This is a genomic window from Lactobacillus intestinalis (genome assembly GCF_024397795.1).
GTDB classification, from domain to species: domain Bacteria; phylum Bacillota; class Bacilli; order Lactobacillales; family Lactobacillaceae; genus Lactobacillus; species Lactobacillus intestinalis.
On the sequence record NZ_CP072983.1, the window covers coordinates 500,742 to 519,294 of the forward strand.

Here is an 18,553-nt window from a genome sequence, read left to right on the forward strand (position 1 = left end):
ATATAAAATAAATAACATAAAAATATTTAAAAAAAGGAAATTACAAATAAAATAATAAGTGTTATTCTAATGATGTCGAGTAAGTGAGGATGACAAGAAAAGTTAATTCTCTAATTATTTAGTAAAAAACTTTGGAGGCTGAATATGGTTTCAAAAAACAACCGTATTGAGAGAATGGAACAAGCTGCCGAACGTCAATCACATTTTGGTATTCGTAAATTGACAATTGGTGCGGCTTCCGTGCTCTTAGGTACGACTTTGTGGCTTGGAAATAATGCTAATGTCGCAAAGGCTAACACAAATGCAGATAACGGTGATATAGATAATGCTAATCAGGAAACGGCAAATTCGATTCAATCTGGTGCTGCAAGCGCTAAGAAAGCGGTTGTCGTTGCAAATAATGATTCAGCTAAAATCGCTGAAACTGCCAAGGATGCAAATACAATAAATGAAGTTCCAAAAACTTCACAAGAACAAACTATTCAATCATCAGCTAACGCATCACAAAATAAAGATGCTTCAAAAGATGCTAATGTAGTTTCAGCTGATAAAAACATAAATGAAACTCTTAAAAAAGGTACCCACATTCAAGTTGAAAATGGTACTAAGAACACACAAACAAAGCAAACAGAGCAAAGTGCACAACAATCTACCGCAAATAAAGTTACGGAAAGTATTAATAATGCTGCTCAAAGTGGTAAACAAACAGCTACTAATACAGTTAGCCAAGACTTAAATAAGGCAGCAAAAGAAGGTAAGAGTGAATCTGCAGGTCAATTAACTAATAGTGGGGTTAATTTGATTGCTAAGGATCAAATTGCTTCTAATACTAATGCCAATAGTGCTCAAACTACAGTTAAGAACAATCAAACTGATAAAACTCAAGACTTGAAGTTAGGAGATTTATCTTCAGGTTTAACTGCAGAAGAACTCCAAGCAAATATTGTTCGTGGGAATACAGCTTTAGTTAATAATGCCAATGCTACTAAGTTACTCGAACAATCAAAGACAATTGATCCAACTAAGCAACTAACTACGGCTCAACTTGCTAAACTTAATGCACTTGGATTCAATAATGTTTTGGCTGCTGTTCCAACTGCAGCAACTACCCAAGCTGATGAAGGAAGCACAAAGACTGTTAAGAGTCTTTCAGAATTACAAGACGCTTTAAACGATTTATCTGTTAAGCAAATTAATGTTGATGGTCAAATTAGTGCTACTTCTGGTTCTTCATCATTCTGGGGCCAACTATGGGGCGGTTTAACTGCTAGTGATATTAATGTAAATCGTGAAGTTACTATTAATGGTACTTCTAAAGATGCAACTATTACTTTAGGTAGCAATGCTATTATTAACAATAGTAATTTAACTCTTAAAGATATTAATGTTGTTGGTACTATTATGGGTAATGGTACTCTTAACATTGACGGTACTGTTAACTCAACTGTTAATGTCTTTAATTCTAAAACTTTAACTAATGATCAATTAAAGCAACAAACTGGTTTAAGTAATAACATGCATGGTGCTTCTACAGATAACTGGAAGGCTGCTAATATTCAAGCTTCTAAAGTTAATGTTGAACAAGGTGCAACTTTAAATATTAATCGTGATATTGATGGTGATGGTATTAACGAACCGGATCACGGTATTGTAAATGCAGGTATTAACTCACACTTAAATATCAATTTGAAGAATGCACAATATGCTTCTCGTGCTAATGAACAAAGTTCTAACATTGAAAATGCTAATGCCGGTATTAGAATTTTAGACAATGGTACTATTACCACTGGTGATAGTGCTGAAGTTAATATTCATGCAGGTCACGGTCGTGCAATTGTAATTGATGAACCATTTGGTGGTGATAGTAACGTTGCCAATAATACTAGTCTTGAAGGCTGGGAAAATGGGCGTACTGGGGACAATTCTAGCAGAGCTGCTAGTCATCGTACTCAAGTAGTATTAGGCGATAGTACGAAGATGAACATCACTGGTCGTGGTGGTCTTGTTTTGGGTGATACCGCCACTTTTGTAACTGGTGATCACAGTATTATTCACATTGATAACCAAGGTAATGGTGAAGGTTTACTTCTTGATGCTAATAGTAGAGTAGAAGTATCACCTCATTCACAATTGTTAATGACCTCCGATGGTAAGAATGCTTCAGGTTACTACGGTGGTGGTAACTACATTGGTATGGGACAAAGCGCACAATTCCGTGTAGAACACGATGCTACTTTCCGTTATAAAGTTATTAATTCAGCTAATAATGAAAAACGTCCTTATGCTGATAACTTTAACATTATTTCTCAAGCTTCTAACACCCATCCAGAAGTGTATGTAGGGCCTAACGCAACTTTCGATGGTCAAAGTGACTATGATGATTACTATGGTGAAATCTTTGCATATTCATTAACTTCTGGTGCCAATACTTCTACTGTCTTCCAAATTGATGGTGCTAAGTATGTTAACTGGGAAAAGAATTCTCAAGTTATTGGACACGGTGGTGCAGGTAACCTTTACTACTCAATGGGACCAGGTTTGATTGATGCAACTAACCAAAAATATTTTGTATTTAAGTGGAACAACAAGAACTTAAACGACAATAATTATACTTTTGATGATTCAACTCCAGATGCAACTAAACAATCTATTCAAAACTTCGTAAATAGTTCAGATAAATATTGGACTGATATTGAACACTTAGCTACTAAATATAGTCAAACTGGTAATACTGCTGAATGGCCAGGACACGTAGTTAGCGGTAGTGATATTAGATCAGGTTCTGGTTATAATCCCGTTGACCATAAGACTGGTACTCCAATTAGTAACTACAATACCGGTGACGGTGATAATGGGAACACGACTGGATTTGACCCGTTGAACTCACAACGTTTGGTTTTAGTTGCTACTATTATTCCAACTCAGGAAGATGATACTAAGCAAGAAAAGGATCCATATCAAGTTCAAATTAAGTACGTTGATAGCTTAGCTCCCGGTGCAGTTCAACTTGTTCAAAAGGGTGTTGATGGTTTAAAGAGAACTACGACCACTACTTACTACAATGTGAACCCTGCCGATGGTAGCAAGACTCTTGATACTACTAAAGGTGATAATGGTCATTCTACTAAGACAGAAGTTCTTTCTAAGCGTCAAGATGAAATTATTTACATCGGTAAGCAACAAGCCACTGTAAATTACATTTATCAAGATACTAATGGTAGCCAAACTCAAATTTCTTCAAAGAAACCAGACGCTGCTTCACCAGTTGTAACTGATAGCGATGGCAATGTAATCTTTGATGCTCAAGGTAACCCAACTGCTAACACCATTACTTATAATGAAACTCCGGATTTGAATGATGCTAAAACTCAAGCCAAAACTGCTCATCCAGATGCAAAGGATATTGTTGTAGTTAACGATGGTTGGCAAGATGCAGTTAACAATAAGACTAATGTTTATGACATTACCGGCTTAACTAAAGCTGATATTCAAAAGGCTGCTGAAGCTGGTCAAACTACTGTTGGTCCAACTAATGGTCCTACCTATAAGGTAATCTTGGAAAGTCAAACTCCAGAAAAGCAAAATGCTCAAATTACCGTAAACTATGTTGACCAAGACAGTCACAATGCTGTTCTTCACACTGATAATTTGTATGGTAAGATTGACGATCCAATTAACAATGCAAGTGGCCAAGCTTACTCAACTACACCAGAAATTACTACCCTTGAAGGTCAAGGCTATGAATTAGTGAGTGATGGTTATAAGCCGGGGAGCACTAACTTTACTCAAGATAATAACGGTAAGACTTATACTGTTGTTCTTAAGCACAAACATGTTCCTGTAAATCCAACCACTCCTGATAAGCATGGTATAAATCCAGATCAAGTAATTAAGAACGTACAAGAAATTGTTCACTATGAAGGTGCTGGTGCTCAAACTCCAAGCGATAATACTCAAACTTCTCAATGGACGCGCACAGTTACCGTCGATGCCGTAACTAATCAAATTATTCCAAATGGTGATCTCGATACTCCATGGGCAATTCCTGATGGTCAAAAGAAGAACTACGATCAAGTAAATACTCCTGTAGTAAACGGTTATTACGCAGATCAAGCTAACGTCCCACAAACTGCGGTTACCCAAGATAACATTTATAAGGTAGTTACTTATAAGCCAATCGGTCATATTATTCCAGTTGATAAAGATGGTAATCAAATTCCTAGTCAAGATCATCCACAATTCCCTAACAATCCAAGTGACCCAACTAAGGCTAACCCGGGTACTAAGCCAACTGTTCCAGGTTATCACCCTGAAACTGGTAAGCCAGGTGATCCTGTAAATCCAGATGCTACTAATCCAGGTAATGATGTACCTGTAGTTTATGTAAAGAACGAGGACGATCAAACCTTAAGGGTTAAATACATTGATGATGGTCCAAATGATCCTCAAGACTTGAGTTCATACAACGTTACAATCAACGCTGAACCAGGCGATGCACTTAATTACGATACTAAGGGTTCAATTGCTGAATTAGTAAATAAGGGTTATCAATTAGTAAATGATGCTTATACTCAAGCTAACTTAGGTAACAAGATGCCTGAAAAGGGTGGAACTTATGAAGTTCACTTAAAGCACACTACTCAAACCATTAACCCAGATCATCCAGGAAATCCGGGTATTTTAATTAACCCAACTGATCCAACCGGTCCAGTATGGCCAACCGGTACTGATGCTTATTCATTGAGAACGCCAGCTAGTGAAACTATTCATTATGTATTTGAAAATGGTAAACCTGCAGGTAATGATAATATTCAAACAGGTCACTTTGATCATGAACTTGTATTTGACAAGGTAACTGGTAAACAAATTGAAGATCATGGCTGGACTCCAGGTTATATTACTTTTAAAGATATTACTACCCCAGAAATTCCTGGCTACACTCCAGATCAAGCGAGTGTTAAGGGTGATACAGTAACTAAGGATCATCCAACTACAGAACACACTGTTATCTACAAGAAGAATGCGGCAGAAGTTACTGGTCACATTAAGTATATTGATGATAGTGATAATGGGGTAACTTTAAAGGAAGATAGTTTTAGCGGCCTTCCTGGAAACAAGATTGAGTACACTACTCAAGATAAGATTACTGATTACGAAAACAAGGGGTATCTCTTAGTTTCAAATAACTTTAAGGATAATGATGAAACCTTTAAGCAAACTGGTAACAACTTTGAAGTTCACTTGAAGCATGGTACAACGCCAATAACTCCAACTACTCCAGGGAAGCCAGGTGAACCAATTAATCCTAATGATCCAAATGGTCCTAAGTATCCAGATGGTACTGATGTTAAGAGCTTAACTAAGACAGTAACACGTGATTTCACTTACAAGTTTACCGATGATTCTAGTCACCCAGATATTAAGGAAGATCCACAAAGTATAACCTTCACTGGTAACGCTGTACTTGATAAGGTTACTGGTCAATATGTAACTATTGATAAAGACGGTAATATTACCGGTACTGGTCAGATGGAATGGAATCCAGAAAACGGCACTTTGAAGTCTGTAGATGCAAAGAAGGTTGATGGTTACCACGTAATTTCAACTTCAAACGCTAACGAAGACGGTAGTGTAGGAGCTGAAACTGTAAACCGCAACTCAAATGATATTCATGTTGTAATTACTTATGCTAAAGACACTCCAGGTGAAGTAGATGTCCCAAGTACTCAAGTAGTTCATTACATTGATGGTGATACTAAGCAATCCATTTATCGAGATACTACTACTAGCTTTACCTTTACTAAGCAAGGTCAAGATGGTAAGTGGAATCAAGATTCTCATACGTATGCTGATGGAGATGTTCCGGTAATTGATGGCTATGTTGCTGAAGAAAAGACTTACCAAGGTAAGACTGCTACTCCAGAGAATCCAAATGTTGAAGTTACTGTCATTTACCACAAGGTGGGTAAGATAATCCCAGTAGATCCAACTGGTAATCCAATTCCAAACGCTCCAACCCCAACTTACACCAACGATCCAAATGATCCAACTAAGGTAACACCTGATGAGCCAACTCCAACTGTTCCAGGCTATACTCCAGATAAACCAACAGTAACTCCAGATAAACCAACTGAGGATACTCCAGTAATTTACCGTCAAGCTGATGAACAAAAGGCTCAAGTTCAATACATTGACCTTGATAACAATAACGAAGTAATGTCTCAATCAAATGTTTTGACTGGTAAAGCAGGAGACAAGATTGATTACTCAACGGCAACTGATATTGCAAACTACGAAAAGCAAGGCTATGTTCTTGCAAATGATGGTTTTAGTGGTAATCCAATCTTTGATAATGTTAAGGATAATACTCAAATCTTTAAGGTTACCTTCCACCATGGTCAAATTCCAATAAATCCAAATACTCCAGATAAGCATGGAGTAGATCCAAATCAAATTGAAAAGGATGTTAAGGAAACTGTTCACTACACTGGTGCAGGTGACAACACACCGGGTGATAATGTTCAAAATTCTAAGTGGACGAGAACAGTAACTGTGGATACTGTAACTAATAAGATTGTTGAAAATGGTCAATACACTACAGATTGGTCAATTCCTAAAGGTGAAAAGACCGTTTACGATCAAGTCAATACTCCAATAATTAATGGTTACCATGCGGATCAAGCAAGTGTTCCAGCAACTGCTGTAACTCAAGAGGATATCACTAAGGTTGTAAACTACGCACCAAACGGCAAGATCATTCCAGTTGATCCAAGTGGTAAGCCAATTCCAAACGTACCAACACCACAATATCCAACAGATCCAAATGATCCAACTAAGGTAACACCAAATGAACCCGTTCCAACTATTCCTGGTTATACTCCAAAAGTTCCAAGTGTAACGCCAACCGATCCAGGCAAGGACACTCCAGTCCCATATACACCGGACACCCCAGCCAAGGATCAAGTAGCGATTGTTAACTATGTTGATGCTGATGAAAATAACAAGAAGATTACTGATTCCGGTAATTTGACTGGTAAAGCTGGTACTAAGATTGACTACAGCACTGCTTCAACTATTAAGGATCTTGAAAACAAAGGTTATGTTCTTGTAAATGACGGCTTCCCAGCAGGTGCAGTTTATGACAACGACGATAGTACCATCCAAACTTACACAGTTGTTTTGAAGCACGGTACTGTTCCAGTAACTCCAGACAAACCAGGTAAGCCAGGCGAGCCAATTAATCCTAACGATCCAGATGGTCCTAAATGGCCAAACGGTACTGATGATAAGAGTTTGACTCAAACTTATACTAGAACTATTCACTATATAGGTGCTGGTGATAAGACTCCTCAGGATGTTGTTCAAACTGTTAACTTTACTGCTCAAGGTACGCTTGATAAAGTAACAGGTAAATGGACTACACCACTTACTTGGTCAGCAGATCAAACTTTATCCGCTAAGGCTACGCCAATTATTAACGGTTACCATATTGTAAGTGTTGATAAGGATAGTATTGATGGTATTAACGTTGATGCTAAGACAATTAGTCACCAAAACGGTCAAGAAACTGTAACTGTAACTTACGCCGCAAACGGTAAGATTGTTCCAGTTGATCCAAATAATAAGCCAATTCCAGATGCACCAACACCACAATACCCAACTGATCCAGAAAATCCTAAGGGTGTAACTCCAAACGAACCAATACCAACTATTCCTGGTTATCACCCACAAAATCCAAACCCAATCACTCCAACAGATCCGGGCAAAGATACTCCAGTTGTGTATGTTCCAGATGAAAAGGATGTAACTACTGTTGTTCATTATCTCGATCAAGATGAAGGTAACAAACTAATCTTTACCTCACCTAACTTGACTGGTAAGGAAGGTACCAAGATTGGTTACAGTTCAGCCAAGGATGTTAAGACTTTGGAAGATCAAGGTTATGTAGTTGTAACTAACGGCTATGATCCAGATAACAACATTCCAAACTTTGATTCTAAGGTTCCTGTTTATAACATTGTCTTGAGACATGGTACAACTCCAGTAAAACCAAACCATCCAGGTAAGCCAGGAGAACCAATCAACCCTAACGATCCAGATGGTCCTAAGTATCCAAATGGTTCGGATCAAGTAACCAAGAAGGTAACTCGTACAATTCACTATGTTGATAACAACAAACAAGAATTGAAGGATCATCCAACAATTTCACAAACTGTTGAATTTGATGGTGAAGGTGTTCTGGACAATGTAACTGGTCAATGGAAGACTCCATTAACGTGGAGCGTAAAGGGTGACAAGGACTTCGCTGGTGTTAAATCACCAGTTGTTGAAGGTTACCACTTAGTAAGTGTTGATCGTGATAGTAAGGACAATGTAAATGTAGATCTTGCAACTCCAAGTCAAGATACTAACAATTACGATGTTTACGTAACTTACGCACAAAACGGTAAGATCATTCCAGTTGATCCATCTGGCAAACCAATTCCAAATATGCCAACTCCAACTTACCCAACTAATCCAAGTGATCCAACTAAGGTAACTCCAAACGAACCAGTTCCAACTGTTCCAGGTAAGACCCCAACTACTCCAACAGTTACTCCAACTGATCCAGGTAAGGATACGCCTGTTGTTTACAACACTCCTCAAAAGGCTCTTGTAAATTACATTGACGCTGATGAAAACAACAAAGTAATTACTACGTCAGGCGATTTAAGTGGGGATGCTGGTGCAAAGATTGACTACTCAACTAAGGCAACTATTCAAGATCTTGAAAACAAGGGTTATGTTCTTGTAAACGATGGCTTCCCAGCAGGTGCAGTTTACGATAACGATGACAATACTACTCAAACTTATACAGTTGTTTTGAAGCATGGTACAACTACCATTACTCCAGACAAACCAGGTAAGCCAGGAGAACCAATTAATCCTAACGATCCAGATGGACCTAAGTTCCCACAAGACACTGATGAAAATAGCGTTAAGAGAACTGGTACGCAAACTATTCACTACACTGGTGCAGGTGATAAGACTCCTAAGGATGATGTCCAAAGCTTCACCTTCACTAAGACCATGGTAGTTGATAACGTAACTGGTAAGGTAACCACTGATGGTTCATGGAATGTGACTAGTCACACCTTCGGCAATGTTGATACACCAGTAGTTGACGACTACCATGCAGATAAGCGTACTGCAGGTGGAACAACCATTACCCCAGAGGACTTGAACAAGACTGTAACCGTAAACTACAGCCAAAACGGCAAGATCATTCCAGTTGATCCAAGTGGTAAGCCAATTCCAAACGTACCAACACCACAATACCCAACAGATCCAAGTGATCCAACTAAGGTCACTCCAGATGAACCAGTACCAACTGTTCCAGGAATGACTCCATCAACACCAACAGTAACGCCAACTGATCCAGGCAAGGATACTCCAGTACCATACAATCCAGTTGTTAACGACAAGGGTGAAGTAAATGTCTTTGTACATGACAACACTACTGGTCAAAACCTTACTGATTATGGTTACAACTCTGGTTCAGAAGATGTTGGTACAAAGATAAGCTACGACAAGGATAAAGTAATCACTGAACTTACTAACAAGGGTTACAAGGTAATCAACCCAGATGTAACTATTCCAGGTGAGATTGCCAAGGGTACTACTAACGTAACTATTTACGTAGAACATGACTTAGTTCCAGTAAACCCAACTAACCCAGGTAAGCCAGGAGAACCAATTAATCCTAATGATCCAAATGGACCTAAGTGGCCAGATGATACTGATGCTAAGAACTTAAGTCACCAAGTAACTCGGACTATTAACTTTGTGGATAGTAACAGCAACGCATTACGTACACCAATCAACCAAACTATCACCTTCACTGCAACTGGTGAACTTGATAAAGTAATGGGTAAGTGGACTAAGACCTTGACTTGGTCACCAGATCAACAAGTTAACGGTATGGATGTTCCATTTATTGATGGATATCATGTAGTTAACATCTCAAAGGATGGCAATGGTTTGAAGAGTATTACTTCTGTAACTCTTAACCACAATGACAAGGATTACTCAGTAAATGTAGTTTATGGTAAAAATGGTCACATTATTCCAGTTGATCCAAATGGCAACCCAATTCCAGATGCACCACAACCACAATTCCCAACTGATCCATCAGATCCTTCAAAGACTATCCCAGGTACTAAGCCATCAGTTCCAGGTTACCAACCTGAATCTGGTAAGCCAGGTGATCCAGTAGATCCAGGAAATAACCCAGGTGACAATGTCAATGTTCCTTACACTAAGAATACTGATGCTGTTGTTGCAACAGGTTCTGTAACCTACATTGATAAGACTACTGGTCAGACCTTGAAGATTGATGATTTGAAGGGTAATGTCGGTGACAAGATTACCTACACTACTGCTGGTACAATCGCTGACTATGAAAACAAGGGTTACAAGTTAGTTGAAAATACCTTTAAGGATGGTCAAGAAACCTTTACTAAGGACGGTAACAAGTTTACTGTAACTCTTGAACATGCTACAGCTCCTGTAGGTCCAAACAACCCACACGAGCCAGATACTCCAATTAACCCTAACGATCCAAATGGTCCAAAATGGCCTGCAAAGGATAACTACTCTAAGGACTACACTTCAACGGTTCACTTTGTAGATGATCAAGGCAAGCAATTGAAGCCTGATAAAACTCAAACTTCAACTTGGACTCGTACTTTAATCATTGATAAGGTAACTGGTGAAATTACTAACCCAGATGAATCTTGGAAGCCTAACATTGACACTTATAAGTCAACTACGGTTCCAGTAATTGATGGTTATGTTGCCGACACCAAGTCTAAGAATGGTAATACTGTTGGTAAGACGCTTCCAGGTGAAAAGGCAGTTGAAAAGAACATTGAAGATTCAGTTGTTTACCATAAGATCGGCAAGATCGTTCCAGTAGATCCATCTGGAAATCCAATTCCAGGTGCAGATCAACCACAATATAAGAATGATCCAACTGATCCAACTAAGGTAACTCCAAATGAACCAGTTCCAAATGTTCCAGGTTACACTCCAAGTCAAAATACTATTACTCCAGTTGATCCTGCAAAGGACACTCCAGTAGTTTACAACCAAAATGTAACCCCAACTCCAACTCCTGAGCCAACTCCGGTTACTGTAACTGGTAAGCAAACAATTATCTTCGTTGATGGTGATAATGGCAATACACCACTTCGTGATCCAGATGTTCAAACTCACAAGTTCACCAATGGTGAATCTAGTTATACATTTGGCACGGTCAACGTTCCAGTAATTGATGGCTATGTTGCAGAAGTTAAGACTGCCGGTGGTAAGACAGTAACTCCAGAGAACCCTGACGCAAACGTAACAGTTGTTTACCATAAGATCGGTAAGATCGTTCCAGTAGATCCATCTGGAGATCCAATTCCAGGTGCAGATCAACCACAATATAAGAATGATCCAACTGATCCAACTAAGGTAGTTCCGGATGAACCAGTTCCAAATGTTCCAGGCTACACTCCAAGTGAAAATAGTGTAACTCCAGTAGATCCAACTAAGGATACACAAGTAATTTACACTAAGAAGGAAACACCAAAGAAACCTGAAACACCAAAGACTCCGGAAGAACCAAGCACTCCAGAAGAGCCAAAGAAGCCAACTACTCCAAAGAAGGAAAACAATAAGCCAAAACCAACTACACCAAAACCAACGCCAAACTACAACAATAATATTGCTCCACATAGCCAAAACGGCTACTGGAACAACAATATTGCACCACACGCAACCAGCGTAAATGGGTGGACCAACAATATTGGCCCTCACGGCGAAACAGTAGATGCAAATGGCAACATTGTTGCACCAAACGGAGAAATCATTGGCTATGTAGATGCAAACGGCAATCCACACTACACCAAGAGTGGAGAAAAGAGCAAGACTTTACCACAAACCGGTGAGAAGACTAACGATGCAGCAGCCGTACTTGGCGGATTGTCTGCAGGATTAGGATTAATCGGACTTGCAGGTGTGAAGAAGCGCCGTAGAAAAGAAGACTAATGAAAATTAGTTAAGAAAGAAGCAAGATGCAAAGAGCATCTTGCTTTTTGTATACACTACTTATAAAAAAATAGTTACAAATTAAATAATAAATGTTATTCTATAATTGCTAATAAATAGTAGTGTTTTTATCATTCATAAATTATTGATATTTTGGAGGAAAAATATGGTTTCGAAGAATAACCGTATAGAGAGAATAGAAAAGGATGCAGAAAAACAGTCCCATTTTGGTATTCGTAAATTGACAATTGGTGCAGCTTCTGTGCTGTTAAGTACTACCCTTTGGCTTGGAAGTAATGCCAATGTTACCAAGGCTGATACAAATAACGATAATGGCGATTTAGATCAAGCAAGTGAACAAACCAGTACCTCTACTTCATCTGGAATAAATGAGACGGAGAAAGTGGTTGTGGTTAAAAATGCTGATTCTACCACTCCTTCAATTCCTAAAGCTACTACTTCCAATTCGCATAATAACGATGCAGTAAATAGTACTCCCCAGAATAATAGTGAAAAATCTGCTGATTCTACCCCAACTGCTGAATCGCAGGCTACTTCAGAGCAATCACCAGATAATACTACCGATTTAGAAAAAGCTGCCCAAACTCAAGTTGAACATGCAATAACAAATACCCAACAATCAACTCCAGTTACCCACGAAGATAATTCATCAGATGAAGCAACAAAAATTAATCAAGCTGCTCAAGCTGGGAAGCAATTAAAGAAGGCTACGGATTTATCAAAGATTGCTTTAGAGGGAGTAAAGACAAATAATGTTTCCTCTAGTAAAGCTGATAATCCGTCTGATAGAACTGAAAATAAAAATATTGCTGAAAATACCAACATCACTATTCCTGAAACGGGCAAAACAACTTTTGAGTTAACCCCAAAAGCTGAAAATGAAGCTAAGATTGCTGCTAATTTATATGGAGTAAATTTTGTTCAACAAAATGGTTTTGGCAGTATTTTAGATAATATAAAGAAGTTAAATCCATTACAAGTTAAGCAAGCAATTGACCAAGTTAAAACAAATCTAAGTGATCCTGATGTGCAGAAGTTCGCAAATGACTTGCTTACTGGAAAAACAGGCTCTTTATTAATTGATGGACTCAAAGCAAAAGATAAGCTCACTGATAGCATTGATGAAATGCAAAATATCATCAAGCAAGTGACAGGAACTAATGATGAAACTAAAAAGGATCCGACAGATCCTGCCCAAACTGATGGTAGCAGTGATTTAATTAGTAAGTTAAAGGATTTTAAATTACCAAATATTGATCCTACTAAGATTAGTGGTGCTGTAAAAGATTTATCCAATAATTTAAAGAATCCCCAAATTCAAAACTTAATTAATAGTTTGTCTTCAGGTAATCCAATTAAGATTGGGATGGCAGCTATTTCTGCAAAAAACCAAATTGAAAATAGCCTAAATGATGTTCAAAGTATTGCTCAACAGATTACAGGTAATAAAAACGCGGGAGCAAGTCTGGATAAATTAAAAGATATTACCAAGATTGATCCAGAAAAAGCACTTAATGCTTTTAATAGCGTGTCATCAATTTTGCAAGATCCTGCTATTAAAAATGTGATGGGGGACGTAGTAACAGGGAATACAGCTAAATTAGTTTCTGATGGAATTAAAGCTATTCCAGTTATTACAAAGAATGCTGGTAACCTTCAAAATGCTCTTCAAGAAATTACTGGTGATAAGAATAGTGGTGCAATTTTAGATAAGATAAAAGACTTAAAATTACCAAATATTGATCCTGACAAATTGGAAAAAATTGCACAAGATGCAACTAATATTGCACAAGATCCTGCTATTCAAAAGTTAGCCAAAGATTTGATGACTGGTAATACCGCTGGGATTTTGCCAGATATTATTAATGCAAGTAAAAATGGAAATTTGAATAATGTAAAGGATATTATTCAACAAGTTACTGACAATACGGATAGCACTGGTTGGCTAGATAAGTTAGGAAAACTTAATTTACCTAAAGTGGATATGGATCAATTGAACAAAATTGTTCAAGGAATTTCATCGACTGTTAAGGATCCAGCAGTTCAACAATTAGCTAAAGATTTAATTTCAGGAAACACTGCCAATATTATTCCTGATTTAATCAAAGCTGGTCCAACTTTAGCTAAGAACTTTGGAAATGTGCAAGATATTATTAACAAAATTATTGGTGACAAGGGACAACAGGGAGATCATACTAAACCAGATACTGATCATCCGACAAGTTGGTTTGATAAGTTTAAGAATTTAATTCCATCTTTTACCGATGAAGAAAAGACTGCGGCCAAAAATGCGGTAAATCGTGCAATAACTAATCCTGGAGTAAGTAATTTAGTAATGGATGTAGTAACAGGTAATACTCCAAAATTACTTATTGATGTTATTCATTACGGACCTAGCGTGCTTAAGGATGCTTATACTTCGGCTCAGGAAATTATTAAAGCTGTTAAAGATGCTCGCGCGCAGAAGCCTGATGATAAACCAGATAAAACTAAAAATGGCTCTGTGGTAATTACGGTTCATGATAATACTGACAATCAGGATTTAAGTGAATACACTTACACATCTGGTGAGGAAAAGATTGGTACTAAGGTTAACTTTGATAAAGCTGCCTTGATTAGTAAACTCCAAGCTGCAGGGTATAAGGTGGTTAATGGGGATGTAAATATTCCATCAGAAATTACTGAAGGTACCACTAACATCACCATTTATGTCGAAAAGGCCAAAGAGCCAAAACCAGTCGAAGAAAAGAAGGGATCTTTGACAGTTACAGTTCATGATAGTGATAGTAAGCAAGATTTAACTGAATATACTTATGCTTCTGGTGAGGAAAAGGTTGGTACAAAGGTTAAGTTTGATAAGGCTGGATTGATTAATAAACTCCAATCTGCAGGTTATAAGGTAATTAATGCAGATATAAATATTCCATCAGAAATTAGTGAAGGTACAACCAACATCACCGTTTATGTCGAAAAAGCCGAAACGCCAAAACCAGTCGAAGAAAAGAAAGGATCACTAACAGTTACAGTTCATGATAGTGATAGTAAGCAAGATTTAACTGAATTTACTTATAACTCTGGTGAAGAAAAAGTTGGAACTAAGGTTGAGTTTGATAGAGATGGTTTGATCAGTAAACTCCAAGCTACAGGCTACAAAGTAGTTAACCCTGACGTAAATATTCCGGCTGAAATTGTGGAAGGCTCAACCAACATCATAATTTATGTCGAAAAAGCCGAAACGCCAAAACCAGTCGAAGAAAAGAAGGGATCTTTGACAGTTACTGTTCACGATAGTGAAAGCAAGAAAGATTTAACTCAATATACTTATACTTCTGGTGAGGAAAAGGTTGGAACAAAGATCAACTTTGATAAGGCTGGTTTGATCAGTAAACTCCAATCTGCAGGTTATAAGGTAATCAATGATGACGTAAATATTCCAAGTGAAATTGTGGAAGGCCCAACTAATATCACTATTTATGTCGAAAAAGCCGAAGAACCAAAACCAGCAGAAGAAAAGAAGGGATCTTTGACTGTTATTGTTCATGACAGTGAGAGTAAGAAAGATTTAACTCAATATACTTATACTTCTGGTGAGGAAAAGGTTGGAACAAAGATTGAGTTTGATAAGGCTGGTTTGATTAGTAAACTCCAATCTGCAGGCTACAAAGTAGTTAACTCTGATGTAAATATTCCATCAGAAATTAGTGAAGGTACAACTAATATCACCATTTATGTCGAAAAGGCAGAAGAACCAAAACCAGCAGAAGAAAAGAAGGGATCTTTGACTGTTATTGTTCATGACAGTGATAGTAAGCAAGATTTAACTCAATATACTTATACTTCTGGTGAAGAAAAAGTTGAAACGAAGATCAACTTTGATAAGGCTGGTTTGATTAGTAAACTCCAATCTGCAGGTTATAAGGTAATCAATGATGATATTAATATTCCAAGCGAAATTACTGAAGGTACCACTAACATCACCATTTATGTAGAAAAGGCCGAAACTCCAAAGCCAGTCGAAGAAAAGAAGGGATCTTTGACAGTTACAGTTCATGACAGTGAGAGTAAGCAAGATTTAACTCAATATACTTATGCTTCTGGTGAAGAAAAAGTTGGTACAAAGGTTGAGTTTGATAAGGCTGGTGTGATTAATAAACTACAATCTGCAGGTTATAAGGTAATCAATGATGATATTAGTATTCCAAGCGAAATTGTGGAAGGCCCAACTAATATCACTATTTATGTTGAAAAAGCCGAAGAACCAAAACCAGCAGAAGAAAAGAAGGGATCTTTGACTGTTATTGTTCATGACAGTGAGAGTAAGCAAGATTTAACTCAATATACTTATGCTTCTGGTGAAGAAAAAGTTGGTACAAAGGTTGAGTTTGATAAGGCTGGTGTGATTAATAAACTCCAATCTGCAGGTTATAAAGTAATTAATGCAGATATTAATATTCCAAGCGAAATTGTGGAAGGTACAACTAACGTCATCATTTATGTCGAAAAAGCCGAAACTCCAAAGCCAGTAGAAGAAAAGAAGGGATCTTTAACTGTTATTGTTCATGACAGTGATAGTAAGCAAGATTTAGCTGAATATACTTATAATTCTGGTGAAGAAAAAGTTGGTACAAAGATCAACTTTGATAAGGGCGCCTTGATTAATAAACTAGAATCTGCAGGTTATAAGGTAATTAATGATGATATTAGTATTCCAAGCGAAATTGTGGAAGGTACAACTAACGTCATCATTTATGTAGAAAAGGCCGAAACTCCAAAACCAGTAGAAGAAAAGAAAGGATCACTAACAGTTACTGTTCACGATAGCGATAGTAAGCAAGATTTAACTCAATATACTTATACTTCTGGTGAAGAAAAAGTTGGTACGAAGGTTGAGTTTGATAAGACTGCTTTAGTTAATAAACTTCAATCCGCTGATTATAAGGTAATCAATGATGACGTAAATATTCCAAGCGAAATTACTGAAGGTACAACCAACATCACCATTTATGTCGAAAAGGCCGAAACTCCAAAGCCAGTCGAAGAAAAGAAAGGATCACTAACAGTTACAGTTCATGATAGCGATAGTAAGCAAGCTTTAAGTGATTACACTTACATATCTGGTGAGGAAAAGGTTGGAACTAAGGTTGAGTTTGATAAGGCTGGATTGATTAATAAACTCCAATCTGCAGGTTATAAAGTAATTAATGCAGATGTAAATATTCCATCAGAAATTACTGAAGGTACAACCAACATCACCATTTATGTCGAAAAGGTCGAAACGCCAAAACCAGTAAAAGAGAAGAAGGGATCTTTGACAGTTACTGTTCATGATAGTGAGAGTAAGAAAGATTTAACTCAATATACTTATAATTCTGGTGAGGAAAAGGTTGGTACTAAGGTTGATTTTGATAAGGCTGGTTTGATTAATAAACTCCAATCTGCAGGTTATAAAGTAATTAATGCAGATGTAAATATTCCATCAGAAATTACTGAAGGTACAACTAACATCACCGTTTATGTCGAAAAAGCCACTAATACAAATTCAACTCAAAACCATTCCGAATCAAGTAATGATATTTCTGGAAACACATCAAATAATAGTCAAACTTCTTCCAATAACGCTTTAACCGACCAAACGGCAACTAAAGATCAACCGTTAAATACTTCGAATGAAAATCAAACTTCTAATCAATCAGCTTCTACTATAAATTCAGACGAAACTACTACACGTAGTAACAGTTCTCAAGCCGCTTCCACTGAAGATAATAGAGAAGATCTTAATGATGAGAATGAATCTCCATCACATCAATTTTCAGATTCAAATGATGAAACTGATTTTGCTTCACAATCTTCTGAACAAAAGAGCAACGATAATTATTATGATAAGAATCGTGCACCTCATTCTTTGAAAGGAAATAATTTCACAAATATTGATAAAGAAATAACAGCTCCTTCTAGAAATGTTATTTCTCCAAAGACTGAAATTGTTGGTTCGGGAAATACAGCTTATGAAATGAATTACAAGCGTAGCAATTCGGACAATAAACAATTACCAAAAACAGGTGAAAAAGATTCAGATTCTACCATTATGATTGGAGCAGTCGCAACAAGTTTAAGTTTGTTAGGACTTATGGGCGTGAAGAAACGGCGAGAAGATTAGTTTTATAAGGTAAAAATATAGTTTGAGATGTCTCATAATTATTAGATTTAGTCTAACGATTATGGGGCATTTTTGTGTTTAAAATAACAAAAACAAAAGCAAAAAATAGAAAGTTCGCAATTATTTTTTGTTATATTTTGAATATTTAAAAAGAGGACTAGGCATTATTTAAAATGGAAACATTTGGATCGTTTATTGTTTTTGGCGCCATATAAAGATTGGTGCATAAACATTTTTATAGCAAAAGTATGGTCTGGATTAAAAAGTTATATTAAAAAAATTAAATAAACACTTTTTAAAAAA

2 protein-coding genes are annotated in these 18,553 nt (G+C 37.2%); both read left to right on the forward strand.

Going from position 1 to position 18,553, the window contains the following annotated elements:
- Positions 1–144 precede the first annotated feature (144 nt).
- Positions 145–12,072, forward strand: coding sequence for a mucin-binding protein (locus tag KBW87_RS02435; RefSeq protein WP_255807183.1), 11,928 nt, complete (start codon positions 145–147; stop codon positions 12,070–12,072).
- Positions 12,073–12,238: 166 nt separating this feature from the next.
- Positions 12,239–18,250, forward strand: a complete 6,012-nt coding sequence (locus KBW87_RS02440) for a YSIRK-type signal peptide-containing protein (RefSeq protein ID WP_255807184.1) — start codon at positions 12,239–12,241, stop codon at positions 18,248–18,250.
- Positions 18,251–18,553 lie beyond the last annotated feature (303 nt).

What these genes read in the sequence shown, in the direction of transcription:
- KBW87_RS02435 (WP_255807183.1), top strand. Translation starts at nt 145, where the DNA reads ATGGTTTCAAAAAACAACCGTATTGAGAGAATGGAACAAGCTGCCGAA.
- KBW87_RS02440 (WP_255807184.1), top strand. Translation starts at nt 12,239, where the DNA reads ATGGTTTCGAAGAATAACCGTATAGAGAGAATAGAAAAGGATGCAGAA.